The organism is Snodgrassella sp. W8158, from assembly GCF_016100435.1.
In the GTDB taxonomy this organism is placed as follows: domain Bacteria; phylum Pseudomonadota; class Gammaproteobacteria; order Burkholderiales; family Neisseriaceae; genus Snodgrassella; species Snodgrassella alvi.
Genome location: NZ_JACFSM010000001.1, coordinates 526,818 through 552,394, shown reverse-complemented (window position 1 = coordinate 552,394; position 25,577 = coordinate 526,818). Strand labels below are relative to the sequence as shown.

Genomic DNA, 25,577 nt, shown 5'->3' with positions numbered 1-25,577 from the left:
TATAACGAAAAAAACCGGATTAGCAGTACTGAGAAATCAGGTAATTCATGCTGCATTAATTAAGGACGGAAGCGGGTAGGGAATGGAAAATCAATTAGAACAACTGGAAGATAGTGTTAAGCGGCTGGTAATACAATTCAATTCTCTTTTGGCAGAAAAACATCAGCTGACTCAGCAGCTGGCAACTGCAAAAGAACAGTTACACAAACAAAATGAAGATTTTCAGTTAGAACGTGAACGGATACGTAGTCAGCATGAGAAGGAAAAATTTCATTTACAGGAAAGCATGCAAACTACTATTGACGGGCTGATTGCTGAAAAGAACCGCACTACTTCGGTAGTGAAAGCATCCAGTGATGAGCTGCTGCGGCTGCTGCAACGGCTACCTCAAATGCAGGAGGATTTAAATGGATGAAATTCAACAGGTTCGTGTGGAAATTCTGGGGCGCCCGTTTAATATAGGCACGCCCAGAAGTGAACACGAAACGTTGATGCAGGCAGTAAAAATGCTGAATGAAAAAATTACTGCTATTCAGAGTTCCGGAAGAATTGTTGAAACAGATAAAATTGTAATTATGGCTGCGCTCAATCTGGCTCACGATCTGCTCAAACTGACCGTGCACGGAAATTTGGCAATTGGCGATTATGAGCGTAAAATGCAGGATATGATACAGTTGTGTGAAAGTACACTCACACTTGTGGTAAAATAAAGTTTTCTTCCCCTGCGGTGTTCGTAAGGACATATATTCCTTTGAACCAATAATTCGCTTTTTTGGCGGTTGGGTAATGGTGGGCGTGAGCATTCCCTGTGAATGAACCCGAAGCCATTCGATACTGCCAGCCTTGTCCTCAAGGTTCAAGCGGATGGCGTCCAAACCGGCACCTGCGGGGGAAACTTTCATAAACAGGCTGTCTGATGATTCAGGCAGCCTGTTTTCATTAGCCGATTTGCCGTATGTATCGGTTAGCTGCGTAGCACTTGCTGAATTTCCAAGTTCTGGCGGCTCAGTTAAATGACAAAGGTTTTATGGGTAGTTTGGTGGCCGGATATATTTCTTTCAACTGTAGAAGTATGAATTAATGCTTTTTGGTCTGTATATTTATATTACTACCCGCTTTACTGCTGCTGAATAATCAACTAGCCAGTTTTTAACCCAGATTATTGCTGTTCACTTGAACAAATCAGGTAAAATTAACGCTGTAATAATGTGCTTGTGCACTGGCCGACACACTGGATGCTGTTATTTGTAATTTTCAGTATATTGCTTAGAAAGCTGAAAGTTCAGCCGGCCGGTTTTCTCTCTTTTTATTTCGGATAAACCAGATAATAATTGTTCTGGTATGAAAAGTACTATGTCCAAAAATTTTTCCTATGTTCCATTGCGTCTGCATACCGAATTTTCTATTGAAGACGGTATTGTACGGATAAAAGAGGCAGTTAAACGCGCCAGTACTTTGGGAATACCTGCATTAGGAATCAGCGACCTGATGAATGTATTTGGCATGGTGAAATTTTATAAGGCATGCCGTAATGCGGGAATCAAGCCGATTATGGCGGCAGATGTGCGTCTGGAGAATCCGGAACAGCCGGACAAGCCTTTTCGCCTGATGCTTGTGGTCAAAAATCATGCAGGTTATTTACGTCTGAATGAGTTACTGACAAATGCTTATGTGGGTGAAGACCGCAATCCGCATCAGGCAATAGTACGTCAGCAGTGGCTGGCAGAAGGAGACAATACTGGCTTAATCTGTTTATCCGGAGCACAGTATGGTGAAATTGGTCAGGCTTTACTGTCACAGAAACCTGAGCAGGCTGCACAAGCTTTAATTAAATACCGGCAATGGTTTGGTGATGGTTTTTATCTCGAAGTGCAGCGTTTACCTGAGCGGCCGGAATGGGAGGCAGTGGTAGCCGGTAGTGTGGCGCTGGCGGCTGAGCATCAGATAGCCGTGGTGGCAACCCATCCGGTACAGTTTATGGATACTGATGATTTTCAGGCACATGAAGCACGGGTTTGTATTGCCAGCGGATATGTACTGGCTGATAAACGTCGTCCGCATGATTTTGTACCCAGTCAGTATTTTGTTACGCCTGAAGAGATGGCGGCACGTTTTACCGACATACCTGAAGCTTTATCTAATACGGTGGCTATAGCTCAACGCTGTAATCTGACGCTGACACTGGGGAAAAACTATTTGCCGCTTTTTCCGACACCGGAAGGGATGACGCTGGACGATCTGCTGGTTCAGCTGAGTAATGAAGGATTACGTGAGCGCATGGCATTTCTGTATCCGGATGAAGCTGAACGGGCACAGAAAATGCCGGAATATCAGCAGAGACTGGATTATGAGCTGGGAATTATTATTCAGATGCAGTTTCCCGGTTATTTTCTGATTGTGCAGGACTTTATTAACTGGGCTAAGCAAAATGGCTGTCCGGTAGGTCCGGGACGTGGTTCCGGTGCCGGTTCGCTAGTGGCGTATTCATTGAAAATTACTGATTTGGATCCGTTGCGTTATAACCTGCTGTTCGAACGTTTTCTGAACCCGGAACGGGTATCAATGCCGGACTTCGATATTGACTTTTGTCAGGAAAACCGTGGTCGGGTTATTCAGTATGTACGCCATAAATATGGTGTGCCTGCGGTCAGTCAGATTGTTACTTTCGGTACGATGTCGTCGAAATCTGTGGTACGCGATGTCGGGCGTGTGCTGGATTTACCGTTTGGTTTGTGTGACCGTTTGTCCAAACTGATACCGGTTGAAGCAAATAAACCACTCAGTCTGACAAAAGCAATGGAAGCAGAACCGCAAATCCGGCAACTATTGCAGGAAGAAGAAGCTGAAGAGCTAATGACGCTGGCACTGAAACTGGAAGATCTGACGCGCGGTCTGGGTATGCACGCAGGCGGGGTGCTGATGGCTCCGGGAAAAATTGCCGATTTTTGCCCGATTTATCAGGCAAGCGGTGATGATGCGTCTCCGGTTTCGATGTTTGATAAGGATGATGTTGAGCAGATTGGTTTGGTGAAATTCGACTTTCTCGGACTGCGCAACTTAACCATCATCGAAATGACGCAAAAATTTATTCTGGAAACCACTGGTCAGAAGGTTGATGTTAATCATATTCCGCTGGACGATGCAGAGACGTATGCCAGTATTTTTGCTAAAGGTAATACAACAGCAGTATTCCAGTTTGAGTCGGTGGGTATGAAAAAGATGCTGGTGACAGCACGTCCGACCAAATTTGAAGAAATTATTGCGTTTGTGGCTCTGTATCGTCCGGGGCCGATGGATCTGATTCCGGATTTTATCCGGCGTATGCATGGTGAGGAAAAAGTAGAGTATCTGCATCCCAATCTTGAACCGGTATTAAATTCCACTTACGGGGTAATGGTTTATCAGGAACAGGTAATGCAGGCAGCACAGGTTTGCGGCGGCTATACACTGGGTGGTGCCGATTTGCTGCGTCGTGCCATGGGTAAGAAAAAAGTTGAGGAAATGGTGAAGCATCGCGCCATTTTTGAGGCTGGTGCCGCTGAAAAAGGCATAGATAAGCAAACGGCCAATGAAATTTTCAATTATATGGAAAAGTTTGCCGGCTATGGTTTCAATAAATCGCATGCTGCAGCTTATGCTCTGGTGTCTTATCAGACTGCATGGCTCAAATGTCATTATCTGGCTGAGTATCTGGCCGGTACGATGTCCAGTGAATTGACTAATACGGATCAGCTGAAAATTTTTGTTGATGATGGTATTGAAAACGGGATTACTTTCCTGCCACCGAGTATTAATGAATCCTTTTACCGGTTTACCCCGAATATTAAAAAGCAGATTCGTTATGCACTTGGAGCAATTAAGGGAACGGGCGAAGGTGCTGTAGAGGCTATTGTACGTGCGCGCGAAACAGGTGGCGCATTTACAGATTTATTCGATTTTTGTCAGCGAGTAGATCGCCAGCATCTGAATCGTCGTACGATTGAGGCTTTGGTGCGCGCCGGTGCTTTTGATGAATTGAATCCGAATCGGGCTCAGTTACTGGCCAATATCGGTCTGGCGATGGAGAATGCTGAGCAGGTAGCTGCCAATGCGAATCAGGGCGGGCTGTTCGATATGGTTGAAGATGCTATAGAGCCTTTACAAATGGAAAAGGTGGCACCATGGCCACTGGCAGTAAAGCTGGCCGAAGAGAAGCAGGCAATGGGTTTTTATTTTTCCGGCCATCCGTTCGAACCATATGCTGATAAAGTACGTGCACTGGTTAGCAGCAAACTGGCAACACTGAAACCATCTAATAATAAGCAGAAAGTAGCCGGTTTTGTTACCGGTGTCCGCTATATTATGGGAAAACGCGGCAAATTTGCTGTGGTGCAGCTTGAGGATGGTACCGCTAAACAGGAAGTTGTAGTAGCGGGGCAGGCGCTGGAAGAATACGGAGCCAGCCTGAAAGCAGATCAGGTATTGATTATGGAATGTAAGGTTGCTGTTGATGAATACAATGGCGGTGACGGATTACGTATCACTGCTGATGATGCATTCACGCTGGCACAAGCCAGCGCCCGCTATGCACGCAGTCTGCATTTACACATTACTGCGGATACTCCTGTCGGACAACTGGTCAGATTACTGGAACCATATCGTGAACAGCAGGCTCATGTGCCACTGAAATTTTGCTGCCGGCATCAGCAGGCATATGGTGAATTGCGTGCGGATAGAAACTGGCTTATCAAGCCTGAGGCTACCTTATTTGATGAACTGTATACCTTGCTTGGCGATGAGGCGGTACAGGTGAGTTTCTGAGTGTAAACCGAAAAATTGAGTGTATTTATGTACGATAAATACCCTCTTGTCTGAGTGTATGATAAAGATAATTATTTGAAATTTTATGTGTTATTGGCAAATGTTTAAGAACATCGGCGAAGCGCGGCCAGGTGTTCGGCCTGTATTCAGTATCTGTAAAATTTGAAATTATCGGTTTTTGCTTAAAATCATATTATTTTATTGCTGTGAATTAAGTGTGTTTATTATTAACACGCTGTATATCATAATTTTTACCGGAGTTTGGAATAACTGAATTTCAATCAGCTCGGGATTGCGGTTTATACTGAACTATGAAGCTGATTTTGTCTGCATCTGTTCTGAATGCATTACCACCCTTACCTCAGACAGATGCTGATTGGGCTGTCTATTTTTTATACTGTGCTAATGATACATTTTATTGCGGGATAACTAATCGGCCGTTAAAGCGCTGGCAGGCGCATTATGCGGGTAAGGGGGCAAGATATACACGCATGTATCCGCCACTTGAGATGCGTCTGATTTGCCGGAACATTACTAAAGCCGCTGCAGCACGATGTGAATATCGGCTGAAGCGGCTTAAATCTTCAGACAAGGCAGTTTTATGGCAATTGCTGGAAAATTATCTTCCTTAAAACTGAGTTTATATATCAGTTAAACTGCTAGTCCGATGTTACATCAGAGAATCAAAACCCTCATCGGATGAGGCAGGAATGGTAGTAATTGGAACCTTCTTTACTGATGTGGGTTGTTTTTTTGCAGGTGTGGTGGTTGGATGTAACGGAGTAATATTTTGTTGCTTAGGTGTTTCGTCCGTGTCCTCATCTACTTCAATACTACTGCCTTCCGGTGTGATTTCCTGTTTAGAATTGATATTGTCTGGATTAACGTTTTTGAATTCTACAGTTTCACCTTTACCGCTTGTCCACTGTAGTGAGCTCAGATTGCCGCTAACTTTGGTTTTGCCCGTACTGCAGGTAAGACAAATCAAAGTATTGGCCGGTTTGCCCAGAGCATTGTTTAAACGTTGCTGGTCAACCCGAAGCTGATGCTGTTCTGCCCATGAACTGATACTCTGGTTTAAGAGCTTTCTGTTCAGGTTTCGTTTATTATAAGGATCGCGATAAACGGCAATCCAGATATCATTTTGTTCATCTGTGTTAACTGATACCTGCTGGTAAATGACGGCAGCATCAGCACCGCTTTGTACTGTTGCGGCAAAATCCAGTGCATTCGGGCTGCGTAAACGCACACAGCCATGACTGCGTACCCCGGGTACGCTGCTGGGTACATTGGTACCATGAATGCCAAGCCCCAGCCGCGGTTCACCGAGACGGACAAATACGGGACCAAGCGGGTTATTCGGGCCGGGTGGTACAGATTTCTGTACGGCTTTACCGCTTGCCGCCATTTCTTTTTGAATACTGCGCGGGACACTCCATGTAGGATTAGATACTTTGGCACCAATTTTGTATTCACCCAGCGGTGTTTGTGTGCTGGCTTTACCTACAGTTATGGGATAAGTTTTAATTAATTTTCCGTCCTGAAACAGAAATAACCGCAGTTGCGGAACATTCAGGATAACTTGCTGTCCCTGACTGGGTACTGCGTAGTCAGGCATGGGAATGGCAGCATATACACCAGTGGAGATAAGGGTAGTGGCCACTGCATAAAGTATTGGTTTTAACATTATTCTTAAAATCCAGTATGGCAATATGGATATAATCATAACGTAATTTGTCTGTAATGTGAGAAATTAAATACAATTAAATTTATTTAATTTCATTTCTGGCTTGAGGTTATAGCTTGGAACAACGATTTACAGCACAAATTACAGACTGGAGTCAGGAAGGGCGCGGCGTTGCCCGGGTAGACGGTAAGGCGGTATTTATTGATGAGGCATTACCGGGTGAATTAGTAGAATGGCAGCCGGTGCGGATAAAAAAATCCTATACTGAAGGTAGGATTAGCCGAATACTGATGCCGGCTAATGCTCGTGTACAACCGCCTTGTGAATATTATGCTCATTGTGGCGGTTGTAACAGCCAGCATATCGAGTTTACTGCTCAGGTGGCACTAAAACAGCGTGCATGGCTAAGTCAGATGCGGCGTCTGGGTAAGGTTTTGCCTGATGAACTGATGCCGCCTGTTTATGGCTTAGCATGGCATTATCGCCAACGAGTGCGATTACGTGCAGTCTATGATAAAGGCCGGTTAAAGCTGGGTTTTCAGGCCAGACAAAGCCATGCAATTATAGATATTGATTATTGTCTGGTATTACCTGAGGTAATGTCGAAAGCTTTAAAACCAATTAAGCTTTTTTTACAAAACTGGTCTGCAAATATGGTTAAGGGCATTATGCTGCATCAGGGTGATGATGCTATCGCACTCACTATACAGGCTGATGAGTTAAATCAGGCCAAGCGTATGCAGATTGATGGTTTGCTGCAACAGTTACAGCAGCAAAGCGGTTATGTGTGGCAGTGCTGGTTACAAAAAGGTAATAAAACCACTTTAATATCTTCATCTGCGACTTCGGTTCTTGCTTATCGTCTGCCTGAATATCAAATTGAGATTCCATATCAACCTGAAGATTTTACTCAGGTTAATCATGTGACTAATGCGCTTATGGTACAGCGGGCAATGCAATGGTTGCAGCCATGTGCCGGCGAGCGAATTATTGACTGGTTTTGTGGTTTAGGAAATTTTAGTTTACCGATTGCACGGATGCAGGCAGAGGTGCTGGGTATTGAGGGTGTTGCTGACATGTGTCAGCGTGCTGCGCGTAATGCCAGGCATAATGGTTTGGCCAAACTTGTACGTTTTCAGCAGGCTGATCTTTTTGCTATGAGTGCGCAGCGTCTGCGTGAGCTGGGTTATGCGCATAAATGGTTGCTTGATCCGCCACGTGCAGGTGCTCAGGCATTGATACAGTCTTTAAATGAAATTGAAGAACGGCTGTTACCACGCCGGATAGTTTATATTTCCTGCGATCCGGCTACTCTGGCACGAGACGCAGGTTTACTCGTTAAGCGCGGTTACCGTTATCGCGCCGGCGGTATTATGAATCTGTTTGCGCAAACTGCACATGTGGAATCGATCGCTGTATTTGACTGGTAACACAATAATAATGAAACAGGTAAAATTATCTGTTTAGTTAAAAGTAGATGAATATCCTGTAATTATTTCATGATAAGAAATAATATTTTTACTCTTCGAGATGTTGTTATCTGGTTATTCACGTTAATATTGTTGCTGTCAGACAAATGTTTAGAGGTGTTTCTTCATGAATAAATTGGCCAGTATTTTGATGGCAGCGTTGCTGGGAATAATCGTGCCGGCTGTAGCTGCAAATTATAAAATCGATCCTTTGCATGCTAATGCCCGTTTTACACTTGATCACTTTGCAACCTCCAGTAATGTGGGTGGTTTTTATAATCTTAATGGTGAACTTCAATATGATGCAGGTGCGAAAACTGGCTCTGTAGATATAACCATCCCGCTCAGTACTCTGGATACTGGTCGCAGTGAGTTTACGAAACACCTGCAAAGCGAAGCTTTTTTTAATGCGGCAAAGTATCCGAATCTGCGTTTTTCTTCACAGGACTGGATTTTTGATAAGCAAGGCAAGGTCAGAGCATTACGTGGCCAGCTGACTATGGTTGGACGAACTCATCCTGTGACATTACGGGCAACTAAATTTAATTGTTATAAAAGCCCTATGACTCAGTCTCAGGTATGCGGCGGTGATTTTGAGGCTATTATTGATCGCTCACAATGGGGGATCGATGAATATCTGACGGCCATACCAGCCAGCCGGTATGTTAAAATTAATATTCAGATTGAAGCAGCCAGACAGTAAACTAACTGGGTAATTTGCTCGGATTATCTGTTTTAATAGTAGATGATCCGTTTGTGCTATGCACAATATTCAGTTTTTAGCCGGTTAGGTATTTAATATACTGGATTTGTAATACTTAACCGAGGGCATTTTGATTAAAAGGGTTGCTTCTATTGAAAATAATATTAGATCACAGAGCGGATTTTAAGCTAGAAACTGTTATAAAGCTGAAATATTGATTCAAAGATTTGATATTGGTACTTTGTTAATATTATGATTAGAGTTATGGTGTGAATAATCAGATATTTGTTTTTAATGTAAAAGGTGGAAATCGTTATGTGGTGTATCAAAAAATTTAATGAAATTTCATCACACGATTTTTTTCATATTGCTCGCTTGCGTATCGATACTTTCATAGTAGAACAACAACGTATTTATCCTGAGCTGGATGATTGGGATTTGCAGGCTAAACATGTTTATTATCAGCGGGACGGGCAGATACTGGCATATGCACGAATGTTTCTGGCTGGTGTTCACTTTACTTTTGGACGGTTTGTGATACATCCAACGGTACGCGGTACCGGATTGGGTGATCAGCTGGTTAAGCTCATTCTGCATTACGCAAAAAATCATTATGCTGAATATCCGGTTAAAATTGAGGCTGACCGGCGAGTACTTAAATTTTATCAGCGGCATGATTTTCAGATACAGGGAACGCCCTATATTTCTAATGGAATCCCTTACGTACAAATGCTGTATCAGCCAAAAAAAGCGACGGGCTGAACAGAGTCGGTTATCAGAATTTGTTTATCGCAGTGATTAATATTCTGGCAATAGAAAAAACCGGTACGATTGTACCGGTTTTATTTTTCAGCAAAACTTATTGATCATTCAGACTAATACCATTTTTTTGTAAAAGCTGATTAATTTGTTCCTGTACCTTTTGCTGTTTGGCCTGTTCACGCAATTGCTCTTTAATCTGATTAAATGCAGGTGCGTTAGGAGCCTGACGCATACCGGCTACTTTCAGCAGAAAAAAATGACCATCAATGTTGATGACATTAGGTGATATCTGACCATTTTTCAGCTGAGAAGCTAACTGAGCAAATTCAGGCGGCAACTGTTGCGGGTTCATCCAGTTGCTGGCAGGAGCTTCCGGATTAACCTGTTTATACAGGGTTTCGTAAGCCAAACCTTTTTTCAGTTTAGTTAAGCCTTCTTCAGCCGCTTCTTTGCTTGGAAAAACAATTGGCAGTAAATTGATTTCCTGACTCACTTGTTCATATTGCCGGCGCAAATCACTGTCGTTGATTTCAGTTTTGGCAGCCAGATAATCCACATACTGGGCAGCATAAAATTGTGCCTGTACATTTTGCCATGCAGCCTGAGTATCAGGTTGTTTATCGAGCCCGGCCTTAATAGCTTCAGCTTTTAATATTTCAGCTGATTGCAGGCGCAAGGTGATTTCTTTCTGAATTTCTGCCTTATCCGGTGCCGGAGCATCTGGCTGAGTCTGCATCTGACGCTCAATCTGTTTCAGCATAACGTTAATACGCTGGCTGTCAATTTTGGGCGCATCAGCAAAAGCGAGCCCGGCTGCCATGATACTCAGCCCGGCCAGCCAAGGAATGCTTTTTTTCATGTTGAGTATTCCTTATTTTATCTTCTGATTAATCAATCAAACCAGAGTTAAATTATTATTTGATTGTTGCATTTTTATAAAGCTGATCAATTGCCTGTGCTATTAAAGCGCTTTGCAGACGGCGTGACAGAACAGGTGTCATTTCTTTCTGACTCGGCAGTTTAACATTGCGCTTATCGTTTACATAGAATATAGCATATATATTGCTGTTACCCTGTACCGGTGTGGCAGTGTACTGACCTTTTTTCAGGTCTTTAATTGCGTTATAAACCGAAGTGGCACTTTCCTGTAAATCTTTAATGGCAACGTAACCTTTAGGAATGCCTCCGTTTTCGCGACCGGCAGGATCAATAGTGTATTCTTTAGCTACAGTGCTAAAGTTTTTATTCGCTTTTAACTGAGCAATGGCTTTATTTGCAGTATCTGCATCACGGGTAATGATTTCACCTAATTGTACTTCCTGTGTGCCGCTGTAATATTTGACCATGTCGTTATATGCGTTACTTACATCCTGAGGTTTTACCGGATTGTTTTTTGCCACGTTGGCCAGATAGGCCTGAGTCAGCAGATTGTCTTTAAAGAAAGACCATTCTTCTTTGAAACCCGGTTTTTTATCATCGCCCAGACGTTTGGCTTCCGCTTCAGCCTGACTTAAAGCTTTCAAGTATTCAGGATCTTTATCCAGATTCTGGTTTTTTGCAGCCTGAATCAGCAAAATTCGGGTAATCAGGCGGTTGGTAATATTTTTACGCAATTCAGGGGAATCCTGAATCTGATTCTGGCTTTCCTGTACCAGTATGGCTACCTGGTTATCGACTTCTTTGCTGTCAATTTTGGTTCCGTTAACAGTGACTACTGTCTGGGCAGCAGCAATACCGGTTAATCCAAACATAATGGCAGCAGCAATAAATTGTTTTTTCATGGTTCACTCTCTTTTAGTTTAAGTAGATAAAGTAAATTATTATCTGGTTAAATATTCAATGTTTGTGCATGCCCTGATGCTTAAAGCATGAATGGTATTTGTTCTGAATAAATCTTCAAGTAATTGATGGATCTTACGTTGTCGGGCTAAACGTGATAAACCGATAAAAGTATCGCTGACAATCAGCAGGCTGTAATGTCCGCCACCACCGTGACCTTTATGTCCTGCATGTAAATGACTGTCATCGGTTAGTTCCAGTTGCTGCGGAGCCAGTATTTGCAGACGTGTTTGAATAATAGTCTGAATATCAGTCATTTGGCAGAATTTTTTTAAAAGGGCGGATGAGAATTTCTTCAAATACTCCGGCATCAACGTAAGGATCCTGTTCGGCCCATGCTTGCGCTTCGTCCAGAGAATCAAATTCGGCAACAATCAGACTGCCGGAAAAATGGCTGTCGTCGTCCGGGAGGGGATTGGGACCTGCCAGAACCAAACGGTTTTGTGCTTTTAGTTCTTCTAAACGCGCCAAATGTTTTGGCCGTGCTTGCATACGCGCTTCGTGACTGTTATCGGCATCAGTGGCCATTAGCATAAACAGCATTACAACTCATCCTTTTTAGTATACTGACTAATATATACTGTTTGTCCAACAAGAAATAAAAATAATATGGTGGTACTGCCAAAGAGTTTGAAATTAACCCATTGAGGTACAGTAAAGGTGTAAGCCACCCAAAGATTAAGTGCACCCAGTGCCAGCAGGAATATAACCCAGATATAGGTTAGTTTATGCCATGCAGGATCGGGCATACTGATTTCTTTACCAATGGTACTTTTCAGAACATTTTTGCCGCACAGGTGTGAAATCAGCAGACCTACCGACATAACCCAGAACAGGGCGGTCGGCTTCCACATGATGAAGCGCTCATTTTTTAAAATTACGGTCGCTCCGCCCAGTATGACGACCAGTAACAGACTAACCCACTGCATTGTTTGCAAGCGCCGGTATTTAAACAGGCACCACACAGCCTGAATAATACCTGCTGCGATGGCTACTTCGGTGGCAAGAATAATATTTTTAGTTAAGGCATAGGTAGTAAAGAAAAGAATGACTACCAAAAATTCAAATACAGCTTTCATTATCAGGACTGGATATCTTTATTTTCCGGTTACGGGTTAAATTAAAGGTGACAGATATACGCCATGATACCCTGAGTTTTTACACTTGGCACGTGTTAAAGCAAGGTATTAAACAAAATTTAACAGTTGTTGTATCAGTTGTTGTATATTGGTTTCAGGCCTTCCTGAGTGTGGTTCGTATGAAAATGTCCACAGATAAATACAGTTAGAAAGCAAATCAGGTACAGGTAACTTGGCATTAAAGTGTCGCAAAAGCTATTATAGCGTGAGATAATATAAAAACAGGTTTAGTGAAAGTTAAACGCCAATTGCATTTATTTAAGTATACTTGTAGAAATTTTCATAATGAATAGGCACACGCTTGACGGCATTGGTGCATTACCGGTGAGGGTACGGGATTGAAAAACGCAAATAATTTAAAGATCATCGCACTGTCTTTATGTATGTTGGCCAGTGCACCTGCATGGGCAGGTCTGGGTAGCTTACAGGTTAATTCGGCGCTGGGAGAGCCGTTCTCAGGTAGTATTGTGGTAACTGGTGATGAAGCCAAAGCAGCATTGCACGGGCGACCTGCTGTTTCCGGAGCTCCGTTACAGGTGCGTGTAACAGCACAAGGACAAAATGCCGTAATTCATTTGCGCTCCAGTAAACCTGTGCATGATCCGATGCTGACTTTCAGTCTTGCTGCCGGTAGTCAGGGGCGGCAGTATACTGCGTTGCTGGATCCACCTGAACGCCATCATTCGGCTGGAAAAAATAAAGCAACCGGCAAACATCCTAAATCTGTACATTCTGCACCAGTGCGTTCTGCAAGAGAAAAATCTGCAGCACGAGCTACTGTCGCACTGCAAAACGGCCTTGCTTCCGAAAATGCGGTAGTGAAATATAATGTCGATAATAATGAAACCTTGATGGATGTTGCGCGTAAGGTACGGCCGCAGGGACTGAGTTTAGAGCAGACCATGCATGCTATACAGGTTGCTAACCCGAATGCTTTTCGTAACGGTAATCCTGATTTGATGTATCGCAATATTAGTCTGAATATTCCTTCTACTTCACAGCTGAAAAAATTATCCAAAGTACCACTTAAAACAGCTGTAAAACCGGAAGTGACACAAAATACAACACCGGCGGTAACAAAAGAAAAAGACAATCCCAAAGTAGCCGCTAATACCAGAGATACGGCTGCGTCGGAAGCTCAAACTAAAGAAAACACTGTTAAAGCAGAAACATCAGCAGCGTCTTCAGTTCCTGCTCAGGCTTCAGCCACTATTCAGGCTTCAGAAGTTGCACAGGCTTCAGCTCCGGCTGCAAGTGCGGCATCTGTGGTGAAGGCAGTACCTGTACAGCCTAAAGTTAATACACAACCTGTTCAGCCTGCAGAAGAACCGGCTGAAGAATCCATGCTGCCTTCATGGTGGCCATATGCTCTGGCTGGTTTGGCCGGTGTTCTGTTAATTGCTGCCTTACTCTGGCAACGAAGCAGAAAACGCAACAGTATAGAATACAGTACTGAGTATGATGAAGATTACTCTGATGATGAAGATGATGATGTGGTATTTGAGACTGAACCTTCTGTAGTCACTCAGTCTACGTCTACATCTGTACCAGCTACTACAGCTAAAACAGCTGCGGCTGCTACAGCAGTAACGACTACAGCCAATACTGCTGCAGATGACGACGACTGGTCGTGGCTGAATGATGCCGCTGCATCGGATCAACCGGCTCAGGCAGATAATAAATCTGCTCCTGCTAAGGAAGTACATTCAGAGCCTGTATCACAGGTGCCTGATAAAAAAGTAACAGAAGCCAAGCAGGAAGAAGACGATACTGACTGGCTGAATTTCAATTTCACTGATGATACACCTGCAACTAGCGCAGATACGGCTGCACCGTCATCTGCTGAGCTGGATAGTAATGACGATTTATCATGGCTGGATCAGATTGATGCAACTGAACAGCCCGAAGTTCTGACTTCGCATGAACAACCGGCTGTTACAGAACCTCAGCAAGAGGTGGCAGACAATACGGATTTTGAATGGGTAGTTGCGGAAGAGCAACACCCGGATGAATCTCAGGCTGAAGCACATCAGGATTTTGTGTTACAGGATAACGCATCATCAGACAGTAATGATTTACAACCGTCAGATATATCCTTTAGCTCTGATTTGGATGCGGTTCAGCCCGAACAACAGTCTAAACCGGCAGCAGCAGAAGATGACTCATTAAATTCTCTGGCTGATTTGCAGTGGGATGAAGACTTTAAATTTGATGATGAATCTAAACAGGATACTTCTGCCCTTGAAGAAGTGCATTCCTCTATTGAGCAGACTTTGGCTCCGCATGATCAGCATGCATTTGCAGCAGAAGATGATGCCATTTCCACAGATATTGATTGGGATTCACTAGGAGTAAGTGATGATTCCGACAATCAACCCATTGTTGTTCCTGAGGCCGACACGGAAGAGATTGATATTCCGTCCATGGACTTTGCGCTTGAAGACGATAACTCTAAACCGGCACCAGCTGTTAATGCAACTGCTGCCCCAACAAGGCCGACCTCTTCATTTGCTACCGGTGATGGTGGGCAGGACTGGCTGGAACAATCAGCCAAACCTGAGCAGGTTGATAAACCTCTGACTCCTGAACAGCAGGCTATTCCATTACAAGCAAAGCTGGAACTGGCAAAAATGTATCTGGAAATGGATGATGCAGTTACTGCTCGTCAAACGTTGCGTGAATTGGTTGATGAAGCTAATGGCGCGATACTGGCAGAGGCACAAAATCTGTTACAGCAATTAGGTGGCTAATTCGCCTTATTTTGGTTGAATTGTCAGTTGCTTTAATTTCTGTATCTGAAACACTAAATAGCCGAATTCTGTTTATGGAATTCGGCTATTTTATTTGCTGTAAATTTGCCGTATTTTTTAATATATTACGCATATAAATTTCAGTTATTAATTGATTTTTATTGCGGTTTATAAGTTTGTATTTAAGGTGTATCAGCTTATGAAACAAGCTGAATAGAATTGTTAAGAAATAGGGTAGTGGTGCGTAATGGCGCGCAGAAGCGGGTTTTGTCGTCAGATAAAATCATTCTGAACTAATATATATTCTGATTTGACTGGACTATTAATGATGTAAGCGATTTATTACCAGGCAATTTTTTATTGCTGCTTTGCTATGAGTAATTATATAGGTTTCAAATATGAAGGCAGTTAACGGCTATGCGATAATAATGGATGTGGTTGATGTGATTTATTTGGATTAGAAACAGGCATGGTTGCTAACAGAGAAGAAAATCAGGTGATTACGCATGAAGGTGGTTTGCCTGTACAGCGCTGGGCATTAACTTTGGCTTATGATGGGCGTGCCTTTCATGGTTGGCAAAAGCAGCCGGATGGTTTGTATACTATTCAGTCGGTTCTGGAAGATGCTTTGAGTTCCATTGCTGCTGAACAAATCAATGTTGTGGTAGCAGGACGTACCGATGCCGGTGTTCATGCAACGGGGCAGGTGGTACATTTTGATACGAGTGCGCTGCGAAGTGCCGAAGCATGGTTGCGCGGTACGAATACAGCGATGGATAAAAATATTCGTATTATCAAAGCACAACCGGTAGCCGCTGAATTTCATGCCCGTTTTGACGCATTCGGGCGACGTTATCGTTATATGCTTGAATCCAGCAGGGTACGTATGCCGCAACTGCGTAGCCGTGTCGGCTGGACTCACTATCCGCTGAATATGGCGCTAATGCGTGAAGCTGCGGCAATGCTGGTGGGAGAACATGATTTTTCCAGTTTCCGCTCCAGTGACTGTCAGGCTAAATCACCGGTAAAAACCTTATATAAATTAGATCTTGTCGGCAGCCCGGAATTAATGGCGATCGATTTTTATGGCAGTGCGTTTTTACACAATATGGTACGTAATATTGTTGGTGCTTTGGTGTATGTGGGTGCAGGTAAATTGAGTGTGGCCGGCTTTGCTCAATTGCTGGCAGCCAGAAGCCGGCGGCTGGCACCGCCAACATTTATGCCGGACGGATTATATCTGACCGGTATTGATTATCCGCAGCAATGGGGTGTGGAAACAGCTGCTTTACCCGTATGGCTGTGGCCATATCTGGATTAATGCCAATATTGCGGGCAAGTTTCTAAAGGGGCAGAGGATGAAAATTCGAAGCAAGATTTGCGGGATGACCCGCGCTGAAGATGCAATACTCGCTGCCCGGCTTGGGGCAGATGCAATCGGACTGATATTTTTTTCTGGCAGTAAACGCTGTGTTTCTATTGAGCAGGCGCAGACAATTGCTCAGTGTATACCTCCGTTTGTAACAATAGTCGGGTTGTTTGTTAATGCTGCTACAACTGAAGTACAGGAAGTGCTGAGGCATGTACCTTTGGATGTACTGCAATTTCACGGAGATGAAAATGCTGAATTCTGCCGTCAGTTTCAGCGTCCGTATATTAAGGCAATAAGAGTACGTGAAACAGCTGATATTGGAGCTGCAGCAGCTACATATACAGATGCTCGTGCTTTGCTGTTTGATGCAGCTGTTGCCGGGCAGTATGGCGGTACAGGTCAGACTTTTGACTGGCAGATGCTGCCAGACAGGCTGGATATTCCATGGATACTTTCTGGTGGTCTGAAGCCGGAAAATATTACTTCGGCAATCAGACAAAGCAAAGCTATGGCTATTGATGTATCCAGTGGTGTGGAAGCATCGCCCGGAATTAAAGATGAGCAAAAAATGCGGGCTCTGATGGTGGCAGTTAATCAGTTTTCTGAATAAGTAATAATCTGATTTTATAATAAAAAATAAGAATTTTTATGCGGTATTTATTATTGCATAGGAACTAAAAGCAATATCCGCAAGTCTGATTTTTATTCAGTTTATTACTGAGCAATAAAAATATATTTATAAGGAAAGTGCGGTTCTGGTTTTGAAGATGAAAAGCCGGAAAGTGAAATCATCCTGTTTGAATATTATTTTTGTACTCAAACCAATATGGATGAAATGATTGAGCTTGTGGATATTTTGGTGCTGAAACTGGCTATTTTACGTTCTATTGACAGATCATCATAACAGACCCGATAAAAATAATACTAATCAGTATGAATGATTTGTTTTTTTCTGTTTAAAACAGAAGTATAAAAGCAAATTTTGCATAGTGATTCTATTTTCCCGGATTTTTATTGGAAGTAATGTCATTGATGCTGGCGCTAGGTTATCAGACAGCCAATATTGGTTTTATTAAGATTGGGTTTTTAAATAATGACAGCTATATCAATAAGCATGTAATCAAGTTCATGTTGTTATTTGAAACAGCGCTTATTTATGAATTTAACAACCTGTATTTTTTATTGGTTTTCGTTTTTAATATTGTATTGTCTGATACAAAGCATTTATGCTGTTCTGCCGCGGTATGCTGATATCTTTCTGGATAGCAGGGTTTATATTGGTGATATCGGGATTTTTTATTAACACAGAAGCAGAACTCTTTTATTTATTCCGGATTAAGTATGGATAACGGGATAATGGATTTAAAAGGTGATAATATGACCGGATAGTTTTACTTTGCGGGTAAATTGTCGCTCAATGGAAAAAAATATGGAAAATTATCACTATCCTGACGAACAGGGCTTTTTTGGTGAGCACGGCGGGCTGTTTGTATCGGAAACACTGATTGCAGCTTTGACTGAATTAAAACAGGTTTATTATGCAGCGAAAGCTGATCCGGCATTCTGGGCACAGTATCATGAGGATTTAAAATATTATGTAGGCCGCCCCAGTCCGGTTTACTATGCACGGCGCTTGTCTGACTATCTGGGCGGAGCACAGATTTATCTGAAACGGGAAGATTTAAATCATACCGGTGCACATAAAATTAACAATACGATCGGTCAGGCTTTACTTGCACAGCGAATGGGTAAAAAGCGCGTTATCGCTGAAACCGGTGCTGGTCAGCATGGTGTGGCCTCTGCTACGGTAGCCGCGCGTTTTGGTCTGGAATGTACGGTATTTATGGGTACTGAGGATATCCGCCGTCAGGCACCGAATGTGTACCGGATGAAGCTGCTTGGTGCTCAGGTGGTTGGGGTGGATTCCGGCTCATGTACGCTGAAAGATGCCATGAATGAAGCATTGCGTGAGTGGGTGGCACGGGTGGATGATACCTATTATATTATTGGTACCTCAGCCGGTCCGATGCCTTATCCGGAAATGGTGCGAGATTTTCAGTGTGTTATCGGAAATGAAGCAATACAGCAGATGCAGGAAGCTATCGGTCGTCAGCCTGATGTAGCAGTAGCCTGTGTCGGCGGCGGTTCGAATGCGATTGGTCTGTTTTATCCTTATATTAATGTGACTGAAACTCGTCTGGTAGGGGTTGAGGCAGGTGGTCTGGGCTTATCCGGTTCTCAGCATGCCGCGCCTATCAGCTCGCACAGCCCGATGGGGGTATTGCACGGATTCAGGGGTTATCTGATGCAGGACGAAAACGGACAGGTGATGAATACTCATTCTGTTTCCGCCGGTCTGGATTATCCCGGTGTGGGTCCAGAGCATGGCCTACTGCATGATATTGGCCGGGTAGAGTACGAAGCCATGGGTGATGAAGCGGCTATGGAAGCATTTCATTTGCTTTGTCATAAGGAAGGTATTATTCCTGCACTTGAATCCAGCCATGCGCTGGCATGGGCAGTAGCCAATGCACCGAAAATGAGTCCGGATGAAGTCATTCTGGTGAATCTGTCCGGTCGGGGGGACAAAGATATTAATACGGTTGCCCGGCTGGACGGAATTAGTTTGTAGTAAATATTTGTTGTATGTATGAATAAGAGTATTAAACTGTCTTCCGGTCAGATTTTTATGATGGCTCTGGCCATCGGTCTGGCCGTAGCCAGTAATTATTTTGTCTTTCCGCTGATAGAAGTAACTGCACGCTATTTCGGTATGAATGTTGCCAGTAGCGGCATGTTGATTACGCTGACGCAGCTTGCTTATGCGCTGGGGCTGATTTTTCTGGTACCGCTGGGTGATTTGCTTGATAACAAAAAGCTGATTGTATCGCTGTATGTTGTAGTGGGTATCAGTGCGCTGCTGATAGCATTTGCTCCTGATTTATGGCTGTTTATTGCCGGTCTGGTGATGGTCGGCGCCTTTTGTACAGTGGCTCAGGTGCTGATGCCGCTGGCCGCCAGTCTGTCAGAACCCGAACAGCGCGGGCGGGTAATCGGTACGCTGATGAGCGGGCTGTTACTGGGTATTCTGTTGTCACGTACTTTTTCCGGTATGGTTGCCCATTGGTGGGGCTGGCGTACGGTATATATGCTCGGTGCGGCAATGCTGCTGTTAATGGCACTGATTTTGCAATGCAAACTGCCTCATGTCCAGCGTGAACACAGTACTCTGGGTTACTGGAAAACGCTGGTATCGGTTTGGTCGTTATTATGGCGTACACCGTTATTGCGGCAGCGTGGTGTGCTCGGGGCGCTGGATTTCTGTTTGTTTTCAGTGTTGTGGACACCATTGACGTTATTGCTCAGCCATGCACCTTATCATTTCAGTTTGAGTACAATTGGTTTATTTGGTTTATTTGGTGCGCTGGGGATTTTTGGTTCCAATGTAGGTGGCTGGGCTGCAGATAAAGGCCACACTTATGCGATGACAATAGTTTGTGCCTTACTGTTTTTGCTTAGCTGGTCATTGCTGTATGTCGGAGGGGTGCATTTATGGGCATTGATCAGCGGGGTAATTTTGCTGGATTTTGCGATTCAGGCATTGCATATCAGTAACCAGTCGCTGATTTATCGTTCTGATCCGGCGCTCAAAGGCCGGATTACTTCCGGTTATATGAGCATGTATTTTATCGGTGGTGTACTCGGCTCACTTGCTTCTGCTATGGCTTATGCACATTATGGCTGGAACGGGGTTTCGTTGCTGGGCGGAGGAGTGGCAACGCTGATTTTGCTGTGTGCACTATTCTTTAAATGTGAACGTATATCTTAAATCTGTGCTGCTGAACTGATCTGGCTGCCGGCCGGCGACGGATTAGTTTCTGTGGTTGGTAATAATTATTATTGTGAATAGGATTATTTATGTCTAATCATGCTGTGATGACAGTGATTGGTAAAGACCGTATTGGTATAGTTGCTGAGGTAGCCACGCTGCTGGCAGAGCATCAGGTTAGTATTGTGAATATCAGTCAGCAGTTAATGGATGATTATTTCACTATGATTATTCTGCTGGATGCGGAAAAATGTACTTTACCACGCTTAGAGTTCAGTAAATTTCTGGATAGTGAAGGCGAAAAACGGGGATTGCACATCCGTGTGCAGGATGAAGCATTGTTTAATGCCATGCACCGGATTTAGGAGTTATTTATGTCTTTTTCTATTCAGAATAATGAAATTCTGGAAACTGTACGAATGGTATCCGACCAGCATTTCGATGTGCGTACGATAACTATTGGCATTGATTTGCATGATTGTATTGATACAGATATTAAGCGCCTGAATGAAAAAATTTATGCCAAGATTACCCGTGTCGGTAAAAATCTGGTACAGACGGCAACTGAGCTGTCGGCTAAATATGGTGTACCAATTGTGAATCAGCGTGTTGCTGTCACACCTATTGCTCAGATTGGGGCTGCTACCGGTGCTGATTCTTATGTATCAATAGCACAGACACTGGATAAAGCGGCAAAAGCCATTGGTATTTCGTTTATCGGCGGTTTTTCTGCATTAGTGCACAAAGGAATGAGTGCTGCCGATGAGATATTAATCCGATCAATTCCTGAGGCTATGGCCTGCACAGATGTCGTATGCAGCTCGGTAAATATCGGTTCTACCCGTGCCGGTATTAATATGGATGCTGTACGGCTGATGGGGGAAACCATCCGCCAGACTGCGGCAATCACGCCGGAAGGTTTTGGCTGTGCCAAACTGGTGGTTTTTTGTAATGCAGTGGAAGATAACCCGTTTATGGCCGGTGCCTTTCATGGTGCGGGAGAAGCAGACTGCGTCATTAATGTTGGTGTGTCCGGACCGGGCGTGGTATGTGCTGCGTTGCAGAATACACAAGGGCTGTCCCTGACTGAAGTTGCCGAGCTGGTGAAAAAAACCGCATTCAAGATTACTCGCGTGGGTGAACTGATCGGTCATGAAGCCAGTAAAATGCTGGGTATTCCGTTCGGTATTCTGGATTTGTCTCTGGCACCTACTCCGGCAGTGGGGGACAGTGTTGCCCGGATTCTGGAAGCGATGGGGCTGAGTGTCTGCGGAACGCACGGCACGACTGCAGCACTGGCATTACTGAATGATGCTGTGAAAAAGGGCGGTATGATGGCTTCAAGCGCAGTAGGCGGACTAAGCGGTGCGTTTATTCCGGTATCTGAAGATGAAGGTATGATAGCAGCGGTAGAAGCCGGTGTGCTGACTCTGGATAAACTGGAATCTATGACGGCGGTGTGTTCGGTCGGATTGGATATGATTGCTGTGCCGGGCGACACTCCGGCCAGTACATTGGCGGGAATTATTGCTGATGAAGCCGCTATCGGCCTGATTAATAGTAAAACTACAGCCGTGCGGGTGATTCCGGTTACCGGTAAGGATGTCGGTGATTACGTAGAGTTTGGCGGTTTACTCGGTCGAGCTCCGGTTATGCCGGTGAAATCCGGTTCCTGTGAGGTATTTATTAATCGTGGCGGACGAGTACCGGCACCGGTGCAGTCAATGAAAAATTAAGGAATGTGCTGTACCGCATGGTATGATGCAGGCTATGATAATCAGCACTGGCAGTGTTGCAGGCAGATAAAATCTGGCTGTCCGCAGGGAGCGGCAGAATGATGGCTGGCTGAATCAATATACTGCTAAAGTGTTCGGAAATGAGTTGAGAACATAATGAGTAGAATTCAACATACGTTTGAGCAGCTGCATGGACGGACTGCTCTGGTATCGTATATCACTTGTGGTAATCCAGATCTGGCTACAACAGTACAGCTGATGAAAACGCTGGTAGCCAATGGTACAGATATTATTGAACTGGGTGTGCCTTTCTCTGATCCGATGGCCGACGGGCCGGTGATTCAGTCAGCTGCCGAGCGTGCTTTACGCCAGAATGTATCTCTGAATGATATATTTCAGGTGGTCAGACAGTTCCGGCAGGAAAATCAGACGACACCAGTGGTGCTCATGGGTTATCTGAATCCGGTTTATCATATGGGTTATGAACGTTTTGCCAGTGCTGCTGCGCAGGCTGGTGCGGATGGTGTGCTGACTGTAGACTGTCCGGCCGAAACAATTGATGATTTGCATGAGCAGCTCAGGAAATACGGGCTGGACTGCATTTTTCTGATTGCCCCTACTACCACTGATGAGCGGATTAAACTGATTGGCAGTAAGGCCAGTGGTTTTGTTTACTATGTATCACTTAAGGGAGTGACCGGTTCATCACAGTTGGATACGGCCGAAGTTTCGCGTAAAATTGATCATTTACGCCAGTTTATACAGGTGCCTATCGGTGTGGGTTTTGGTATTCGCGATGCCGACAGTGCCCGCCGTATCGGAGCAGTAGCGGATGCCGTAATCGTTGGCAGCCGCTTTGTGCAGACAATAGCCGAGCATATTGGTCATGAGGCCGAAGCTCTGGCTCCTGTTGTCGCTGAGCTCAGACAAGCTCTGGAATAATCTGTGTAACATCCTAATTCTGTATGGCGGCCTGTTCCGGCTGCCGGCAATAACCGGGAATAAAAGAATGAGTTGGTTAGATAAAATCCTGCCGCCTAAGATTAAAAAAGATGCAGCGGTTAAATCCGCAGGTATCCCTGAGGGATTGTGGCAGAAATGTCCGTCCTGTGCGGCAACTTTATATGCCACGGATTTGAAAAAGAATATGGAAGTGTGCCCGAAGTGCGGATATCATAATCCGGTGTCAGCACGGGAACGTATCAGTATGATGCTGGATGAAACCAAACAGTATGAAATTGGTAAAGACATCAAACCAGTTGATATTCTCAAATTCCGTGACAGCAAGAAATATACTGACCGCTTAAGTGCTGCCCGTAAGCTGACGCAGGAAGATGATGCGCTGCTGGTGGTACGCGGAACCATGAATGGTGTACCTGTGGTTGTGGCCGCTTTTGAATTCAATTTTATCGGCGGTTCAATGGGTTCTGTTGTGGGTGAGCGCTTTGTTCGCGGCGTACGTGAGGCGGTAAAACATAACTGTACCTTTATCTGTGTGGCCGCTTCCGGTGGTGCACGCATGCAGGAAGGTCTCAATTCATTAATGCAAATGGCTAAAACCTGTGCTTCATTACATTTGCTTGCTGATAAATCACTGCCTTTCATATCAGTATTAACCAATCCGACTATGGGCGGTGTGTCTGCCAGCTTTGCGTTTATCGGTGATGTTGTTCTGGCTGAGCCGAATGCTCTGGTTGGATTTGCCGGTCCGCGGGTGATTGAACAAACTGTACGTGAAACTTTACCGGAAGGCTTCCAGCGTTCGGAGTTTTTACTGGATAAAGGGGCAATCGATCAGATTGTTGACCGGCGTGAATTAAAAGATCGAATTGTTCGACTGATTGGTTTGTTACGCTCAGAAGCCAGTGCGGATGCCGCCTGACACAGTTTGTATCTGTATAATAGAATAATGGTTATAGCAATGCCCTGATATGTTTTCAGGGCGTTTTTATTGATAGAGACTAAAAGGATACATCAGTTAATTTTGAGCTATGCCTGTAACTGTGCCAGTAATACCGGTACATGGCTGTGGGCAATATCTTTGGCCGCCGTGAGCAGCCATAGTTGCTGATGCTGCTCATGCAGTTGCTTCAGTGTACGCAATGCTTCCTGTTGTTGTGGCAGGCTGAGTTTCTGCTGATACAGCCGGCAAAATTCCTGATAATGATTTTCAGGATTCTGGTGCAGCCATTTTCTGAGCTGGTCGGACGGGGCAACAGCTTTAATCCACTCAACTCCGCTTAGTCTGATTTTGCTGATACCGCGTGGCCACAGGCGGTCTATTAATACTGCCGGCTGCTGATGCTGATAGGTATATACACGTTGAATGTTATACATGGCGATTGAGTTTAACTCTGTAAATTATCAATCATAATTTTTAATATTTGTATCGGCAAGCATGGTAGTGTACCAGTAGCAGAATGGGTAAGCTGATGTGGTAAAAAACTAATAATCAATATCGGCCAGCGTCATGGTTCGAATGTAATAATCAGTATTGTGTATCGTAACAGAAAATTAAAAAGCAGCCGGTGCGGCTGCTTTTTTCTATAAATAATGCTATTTCTGATTTTTATTCAGTTCCTGCTCTAACTCATTTTTAAGCATTAGCCCGGAAATGGTTTTGCCATTCGGGAAAACTAAGGTAGGTGTGCCATCAAAGCCATATTTATTGCCCAGTTTTATGACGTCAGCTACCGGATTATCACAATTAGCCACAGCAGCAGGTTCTTTGCCCTTGCGCATCCACTGAGTCCATGCGGTTGTACGCTCTTTCTGACACCATATCTGTACAGCTTTTTTCTGTGCATTTGGATGTAAATCAGGCACCGGCATCAGGAAGGTATAGACAGTGATATTGTCTATCTGGGCAATTTCTTCTTCGAGTTTTTTACAGAACGGGCAGTCAGGATCGGAGAATACAGCCATTACTCGCTGACCATTACCGCGGACCTCTTTAATTGCTTTTTCTAATGGCAATTCTTTAAAGTCTATTTTGGACATATCGCTGACTCGCTGTTCGGTAAGATTTTTCCGGTGTTCCAGATCAATCAGATTACCAATCATAACATAGGCAGCATTTTCATCAGTATAAATAATCTGATTGCCGGTAATGACTACTTCATAAATACCTTGTAACGGTGTGGTATATACACCCTGTATATTTAATTCGGAACCTTTGAGCATTTTGCTCATTTTACTGGCCAGATTGGCATTTATTTTTTTACTGATTTCCGCATCAGCAGGACGACCCGCGTCAGTTACATTATTGGCTGCTGATACAGATGCAGTTGTACTACCTGAGGCCGACTTTGCCGCAGAATCAATATTATGTACAGGTGTACCGTCGCATGAAGCAATTAGCGGTATGGCCAGTAGGGGTGCAAGCCATTGCCATAGATAAGATTTTTTCATATTGAAATTCTTTTTCTGTCTGTTAATGTATGCCCTGACTGAGAAAGGCATAAAAGTATCCAAGTGGGAAGTTTTGCTAT

Annotated in this window: 24 protein-coding genes and 1 other RNA gene; 17 read left to right on the top strand and 8 right to left on the bottom strand. The window is 44.1% G+C overall.

The genetic code is table 11. The features are described 5' to 3' along the window. Positions 1–82 precede the first annotated feature (82 nt). From H3V11_RS02415 to H3V11_RS02395, 5 genes are all read left to right on the top strand, one after another. On the top strand, positions 83–415 hold the full coding sequence (locus tag H3V11_RS02415) for a hypothetical protein (RefSeq protein ID WP_037393362.1): 333 nt from the start codon (positions 83–85) through the stop codon (positions 413–415). Further along, positions 408–710: a cell division protein ZapA gene (locus H3V11_RS02410; RefSeq protein ID WP_025331389.1), complete on the top strand. Its 303-nt coding sequence runs from the start codon at positions 408–410 to the stop codon at positions 708–710. Before H3V11_RS02415 ends, H3V11_RS02410 begins: the two co-directional genes overlap by 8 nt. Positions 711–716: 6 nt before the next feature. Then, positions 717–896, top strand: a non-coding RNA gene (gene ssrS, locus H3V11_RS02405) — 6S RNA. Between the two features lie 457 nt (positions 897–1,353). After that, positions 1,354–4,800, top strand: a complete 3,447-nt coding sequence (gene dnaE, locus H3V11_RS02400) for a DNA polymerase III subunit alpha (RefSeq protein ID WP_198223526.1) — start codon at positions 1,354–1,356, stop codon at positions 4,798–4,800. Positions 4,801–5,111: 311 nt separating this feature from the next. Beyond that, positions 5,112–5,432, top strand: coding sequence for a GIY-YIG nuclease family protein (locus tag H3V11_RS02395; RefSeq protein ID WP_078475390.1), 321 nt, complete (start codon positions 5,112–5,114; stop codon positions 5,430–5,432). Positions 5,433–5,470: 38 nt separating this feature from the next. Here the strand turns inward: H3V11_RS02395 and H3V11_RS02390 are convergent, their stop codons facing one another. Beyond that, the gene (locus tag H3V11_RS02390) at positions 5,471–6,487 is read right to left on the bottom strand and encodes a L,D-transpeptidase (protein ID WP_078475389.1); all 1,017 of its coding nucleotides are present in this window, start codon (positions 6,485–6,487) and stop codon (positions 5,471–5,473) included. Positions 6,488–6,603: 116 nt separating this feature from the next. Here H3V11_RS02390 and rlmD point away from each other — a divergent pair, with 116 nt between their 5' ends. From rlmD to H3V11_RS02375, 3 genes are all read left to right on the top strand, one after another. Further along, positions 6,604–7,917 carry a 23S rRNA (uracil(1939)-C(5))-methyltransferase RlmD gene (gene rlmD / locus H3V11_RS02385; protein ID WP_198223525.1) on the top strand — a complete coding sequence of 438 codons (1,314 nt, stop codon included), beginning with the start codon at positions 6,604–6,606 and terminating at the stop codon, positions 7,915–7,917. Between the two features lie 166 nt (positions 7,918–8,083). Then, on the top strand, positions 8,084–8,659 hold the full coding sequence (locus H3V11_RS02380) for a YceI family protein (RefSeq protein ID WP_198223524.1): 576 nt from the start codon (positions 8,084–8,086) through the stop codon (positions 8,657–8,659). A 315-nt stretch (positions 8,660–8,974) separates the two neighbouring features. Next, entirely contained in the window at positions 8,975–9,421 is a 447-nt protein-coding gene (locus H3V11_RS02375) for a GNAT family N-acetyltransferase (RefSeq protein ID WP_198210762.1), read from the top strand. A 97-nt stretch (positions 9,422–9,518) separates the two neighbouring features. Here the strand turns inward: H3V11_RS02375 and H3V11_RS02370 are convergent, their stop codons facing one another. The 5 genes from H3V11_RS02370 to H3V11_RS02350 are packed head-to-tail and all read right to left on the bottom strand — an operon-like array spanning position 9,519 to position 12,339. Then, positions 9,519–10,280, bottom strand: coding sequence for a peptidyl-prolyl cis-trans isomerase (locus H3V11_RS02370; protein WP_025331382.1), 762 nt, complete (start codon positions 10,278–10,280; stop codon positions 9,519–9,521). A 55-nt stretch (positions 10,281–10,335) separates the two neighbouring features. Then, positions 10,336–11,202 (bottom strand): SurA N-terminal domain-containing protein, encoded by an 867-nt coding sequence (locus H3V11_RS02365; protein WP_100125736.1) that lies wholly within the window; start codon positions 11,200–11,202, stop codon positions 10,336–10,338. A 39-nt stretch (positions 11,203–11,241) separates the two neighbouring features. Next, entirely contained in the window at positions 11,242–11,517 is a 276-nt protein-coding gene (locus H3V11_RS02360; protein WP_084565301.1) for a BolA family transcriptional regulator, read from the bottom strand. Next, entirely contained in the window at positions 11,510–11,803 is a 294-nt protein-coding gene (locus H3V11_RS02355) for a YciI family protein (protein ID WP_084551736.1), read from the bottom strand. Before H3V11_RS02355 ends, H3V11_RS02360 begins: the two co-directional genes overlap by 8 nt. Further along, complete coding sequence (locus H3V11_RS02350) at positions 11,803–12,339, bottom strand: septation protein A (RefSeq protein WP_084565302.1); 537 nt, start codon at positions 12,337–12,339, stop codon at positions 11,803–11,805. Before H3V11_RS02350 ends, H3V11_RS02355 begins: the two co-directional genes overlap by 1 nt. Before the next feature lie 398 nt (positions 12,340–12,737). Between H3V11_RS02350 and H3V11_RS02345 the strand changes: the two genes are divergently transcribed. From H3V11_RS02345 to accD, 9 genes are all read left to right on the top strand, one after another. Continuing rightward, positions 12,738–15,149 carry a FimV/HubP family polar landmark protein gene (locus H3V11_RS02345; RefSeq protein WP_144340656.1) on the top strand — a complete coding sequence of 804 codons (2,412 nt, stop codon included), beginning with the start codon at positions 12,738–12,740 and terminating at the stop codon, positions 15,147–15,149. Between the two features lie 469 nt (positions 15,150–15,618). After that, positions 15,619–16,470 carry a tRNA pseudouridine(38-40) synthase TruA gene (truA, locus tag H3V11_RS02340; protein ID WP_084565304.1) on the top strand — a complete coding sequence of 284 codons (852 nt, stop codon included), beginning with the start codon at positions 15,619–15,621 and terminating at the stop codon, positions 16,468–16,470. 37 nt (positions 16,471–16,507) lie between these two features. Beyond that, on the top strand, positions 16,508–17,131 hold the full coding sequence (locus H3V11_RS02335) for a phosphoribosylanthranilate isomerase (protein WP_198223523.1): 624 nt from the start codon (positions 16,508–16,510) through the stop codon (positions 17,129–17,131). 819 nt (positions 17,132–17,950) lie between these two features. Beyond that, positions 17,951–19,153: a tryptophan synthase subunit beta gene (trpB, locus tag H3V11_RS02330; protein WP_025331372.1), complete on the top strand. Its 1,203-nt coding sequence runs from the start codon at positions 17,951–17,953 to the stop codon at positions 19,151–19,153. 18 nt (positions 19,154–19,171) lie between these two features. Beyond that, positions 19,172–20,350, top strand: coding sequence for an MFS transporter (locus tag H3V11_RS02325; RefSeq protein WP_100125740.1), 1,179 nt, complete (start codon positions 19,172–19,174; stop codon positions 20,348–20,350). A gap of 89 nt (positions 20,351–20,439) precedes the next feature. Beyond that, a complete protein-coding gene (locus H3V11_RS02320; RefSeq protein ID WP_025331370.1) occupies positions 20,440–20,715 on the top strand; it encodes an ACT domain-containing protein in 276 nt (91 codons plus the stop codon). A 9-nt stretch (positions 20,716–20,724) separates the two neighbouring features. Then, positions 20,725–22,086 carry a PFL family protein gene (locus H3V11_RS02315; RefSeq protein WP_198223522.1) on the top strand — a complete coding sequence of 454 codons (1,362 nt, stop codon included), beginning with the start codon at positions 20,725–20,727 and terminating at the stop codon, positions 22,084–22,086. A gap of 156 nt (positions 22,087–22,242) precedes the next feature. Beyond that, entirely contained in the window at positions 22,243–23,028 is a 786-nt protein-coding gene (gene trpA / locus H3V11_RS02310) for a tryptophan synthase subunit alpha (RefSeq protein ID WP_038649010.1), read from the top strand. Positions 23,029–23,095: 67 nt separating this feature from the next. Next, the gene (gene accD / locus H3V11_RS02305; protein WP_025331368.1) at positions 23,096–23,968 is read left to right on the top strand and encodes an acetyl-CoA carboxylase, carboxyltransferase subunit beta; all 873 of its coding nucleotides are present in this window, start codon (positions 23,096–23,098) and stop codon (positions 23,966–23,968) included. A gap of 107 nt (positions 23,969–24,075) precedes the next feature. On the opposite strand, the gene H3V11_RS02300 is transcribed toward accD, so the two are convergent. Together H3V11_RS02300 and H3V11_RS02295 are read right to left on the bottom strand one after the other, a co-directional pair. Continuing rightward, positions 24,076–24,423: a DUF488 domain-containing protein gene (locus tag H3V11_RS02300; protein WP_084585758.1), complete on the bottom strand. Its 348-nt coding sequence runs from the start codon at positions 24,421–24,423 to the stop codon at positions 24,076–24,078. A gap of 219 nt (positions 24,424–24,642) precedes the next feature. Further along, a complete protein-coding gene (locus H3V11_RS02295; protein WP_037393391.1) occupies positions 24,643–25,497 on the bottom strand; it encodes a DsbC family protein in 855 nt (284 codons plus the stop codon). Between the last annotated feature and the right edge of the window lie 80 nt (positions 25,498–25,577).

What these genes read in the sequence shown, in the direction of transcription:
- truA (WP_084565304.1), top strand. Translation starts at nt 15,619, where the DNA reads ATGGTTGCTAACAGAGAAGAAAATCAGGTGATTACGCATGAAGGTGGT.
- H3V11_RS02370 (WP_025331382.1), bottom strand. Translation starts at nt 10,280, where the DNA reads ATGAAAAAAAGCATTCCTTGGCTGGCCGGGCTGAGTATCATGGCAGCC.
- H3V11_RS02315 (WP_198223522.1), top strand. Translation starts at nt 20,725, where the DNA reads ATGTCTTTTTCTATTCAGAATAATGAAATTCTGGAAACTGTACGAATG.
- H3V11_RS02380 (WP_198223524.1), top strand. Translation starts at nt 8,084, where the DNA reads ATGAATAAATTGGCCAGTATTTTGATGGCAGCGTTGCTGGGAATAATC.
- H3V11_RS02415 (WP_037393362.1), top strand. Translation starts at nt 83, where the DNA reads ATGGAAAATCAATTAGAACAACTGGAAGATAGTGTTAAGCGGCTGGTA.
- H3V11_RS02365 (WP_100125736.1), bottom strand. Translation starts at nt 11,202, where the DNA reads ATGAAAAAACAATTTATTGCTGCTGCCATTATGTTTGGATTAACCGGT.
- H3V11_RS02350 (WP_084565302.1), bottom strand. Translation starts at nt 12,339, where the DNA reads ATGAAAGCTGTATTTGAATTTTTGGTAGTCATTCTTTTCTTTACTACC.
- H3V11_RS02395 (WP_078475390.1), top strand. Translation starts at nt 5,112, where the DNA reads ATGAAGCTGATTTTGTCTGCATCTGTTCTGAATGCATTACCACCCTTA.
- H3V11_RS02360 (WP_084565301.1), bottom strand. Translation starts at nt 11,517, where the DNA reads ATGACTGATATTCAGACTATTATTCAAACACGTCTGCAAATACTGGCT.
- H3V11_RS02390 (WP_078475389.1), bottom strand. Translation starts at nt 6,487, where the DNA reads ATGTTAAAACCAATACTTTATGCAGTGGCCACTACCCTTATCTCCACT.
- accD (WP_025331368.1), top strand. Translation starts at nt 23,096, where the DNA reads ATGAGTTGGTTAGATAAAATCCTGCCGCCTAAGATTAAAAAAGATGCA.
- H3V11_RS02320 (WP_025331370.1), top strand. Translation starts at nt 20,440, where the DNA reads ATGTCTAATCATGCTGTGATGACAGTGATTGGTAAAGACCGTATTGGT.
- H3V11_RS02375 (WP_198210762.1), top strand. Translation starts at nt 8,975, where the DNA reads ATGTGGTGTATCAAAAAATTTAATGAAATTTCATCACACGATTTTTTT.
- H3V11_RS02335 (WP_198223523.1), top strand. Translation starts at nt 16,508, where the DNA reads ATGAAAATTCGAAGCAAGATTTGCGGGATGACCCGCGCTGAAGATGCA.
- H3V11_RS02295 (WP_037393391.1), bottom strand. Translation starts at nt 25,497, where the DNA reads ATGAAAAAATCTTATCTATGGCAATGGCTTGCACCCCTACTGGCCATA.
- dnaE (WP_198223526.1), top strand. Translation starts at nt 1,354, where the DNA reads ATGTCCAAAAATTTTTCCTATGTTCCATTGCGTCTGCATACCGAATTT.
- H3V11_RS02325 (WP_100125740.1), top strand. Translation starts at nt 19,172, where the DNA reads ATGAATAAGAGTATTAAACTGTCTTCCGGTCAGATTTTTATGATGGCT.
- H3V11_RS02355 (WP_084551736.1), bottom strand. Translation starts at nt 11,803, where the DNA reads ATGCTGTTTATGCTAATGGCCACTGATGCCGATAACAGTCACGAAGCG.
- H3V11_RS02300 (WP_084585758.1), bottom strand. Translation starts at nt 24,423, where the DNA reads ATGTATAACATTCAACGTGTATATACCTATCAGCATCAGCAGCCGGCA.
- H3V11_RS02410 (WP_025331389.1), top strand. Translation starts at nt 408, where the DNA reads ATGGATGAAATTCAACAGGTTCGTGTGGAAATTCTGGGGCGCCCGTTT.
- trpA (WP_038649010.1), top strand. Translation starts at nt 22,243, where the DNA reads ATGAGTAGAATTCAACATACGTTTGAGCAGCTGCATGGACGGACTGCT.
- trpB (WP_025331372.1), top strand. Translation starts at nt 17,951, where the DNA reads ATGGAAAATTATCACTATCCTGACGAACAGGGCTTTTTTGGTGAGCAC.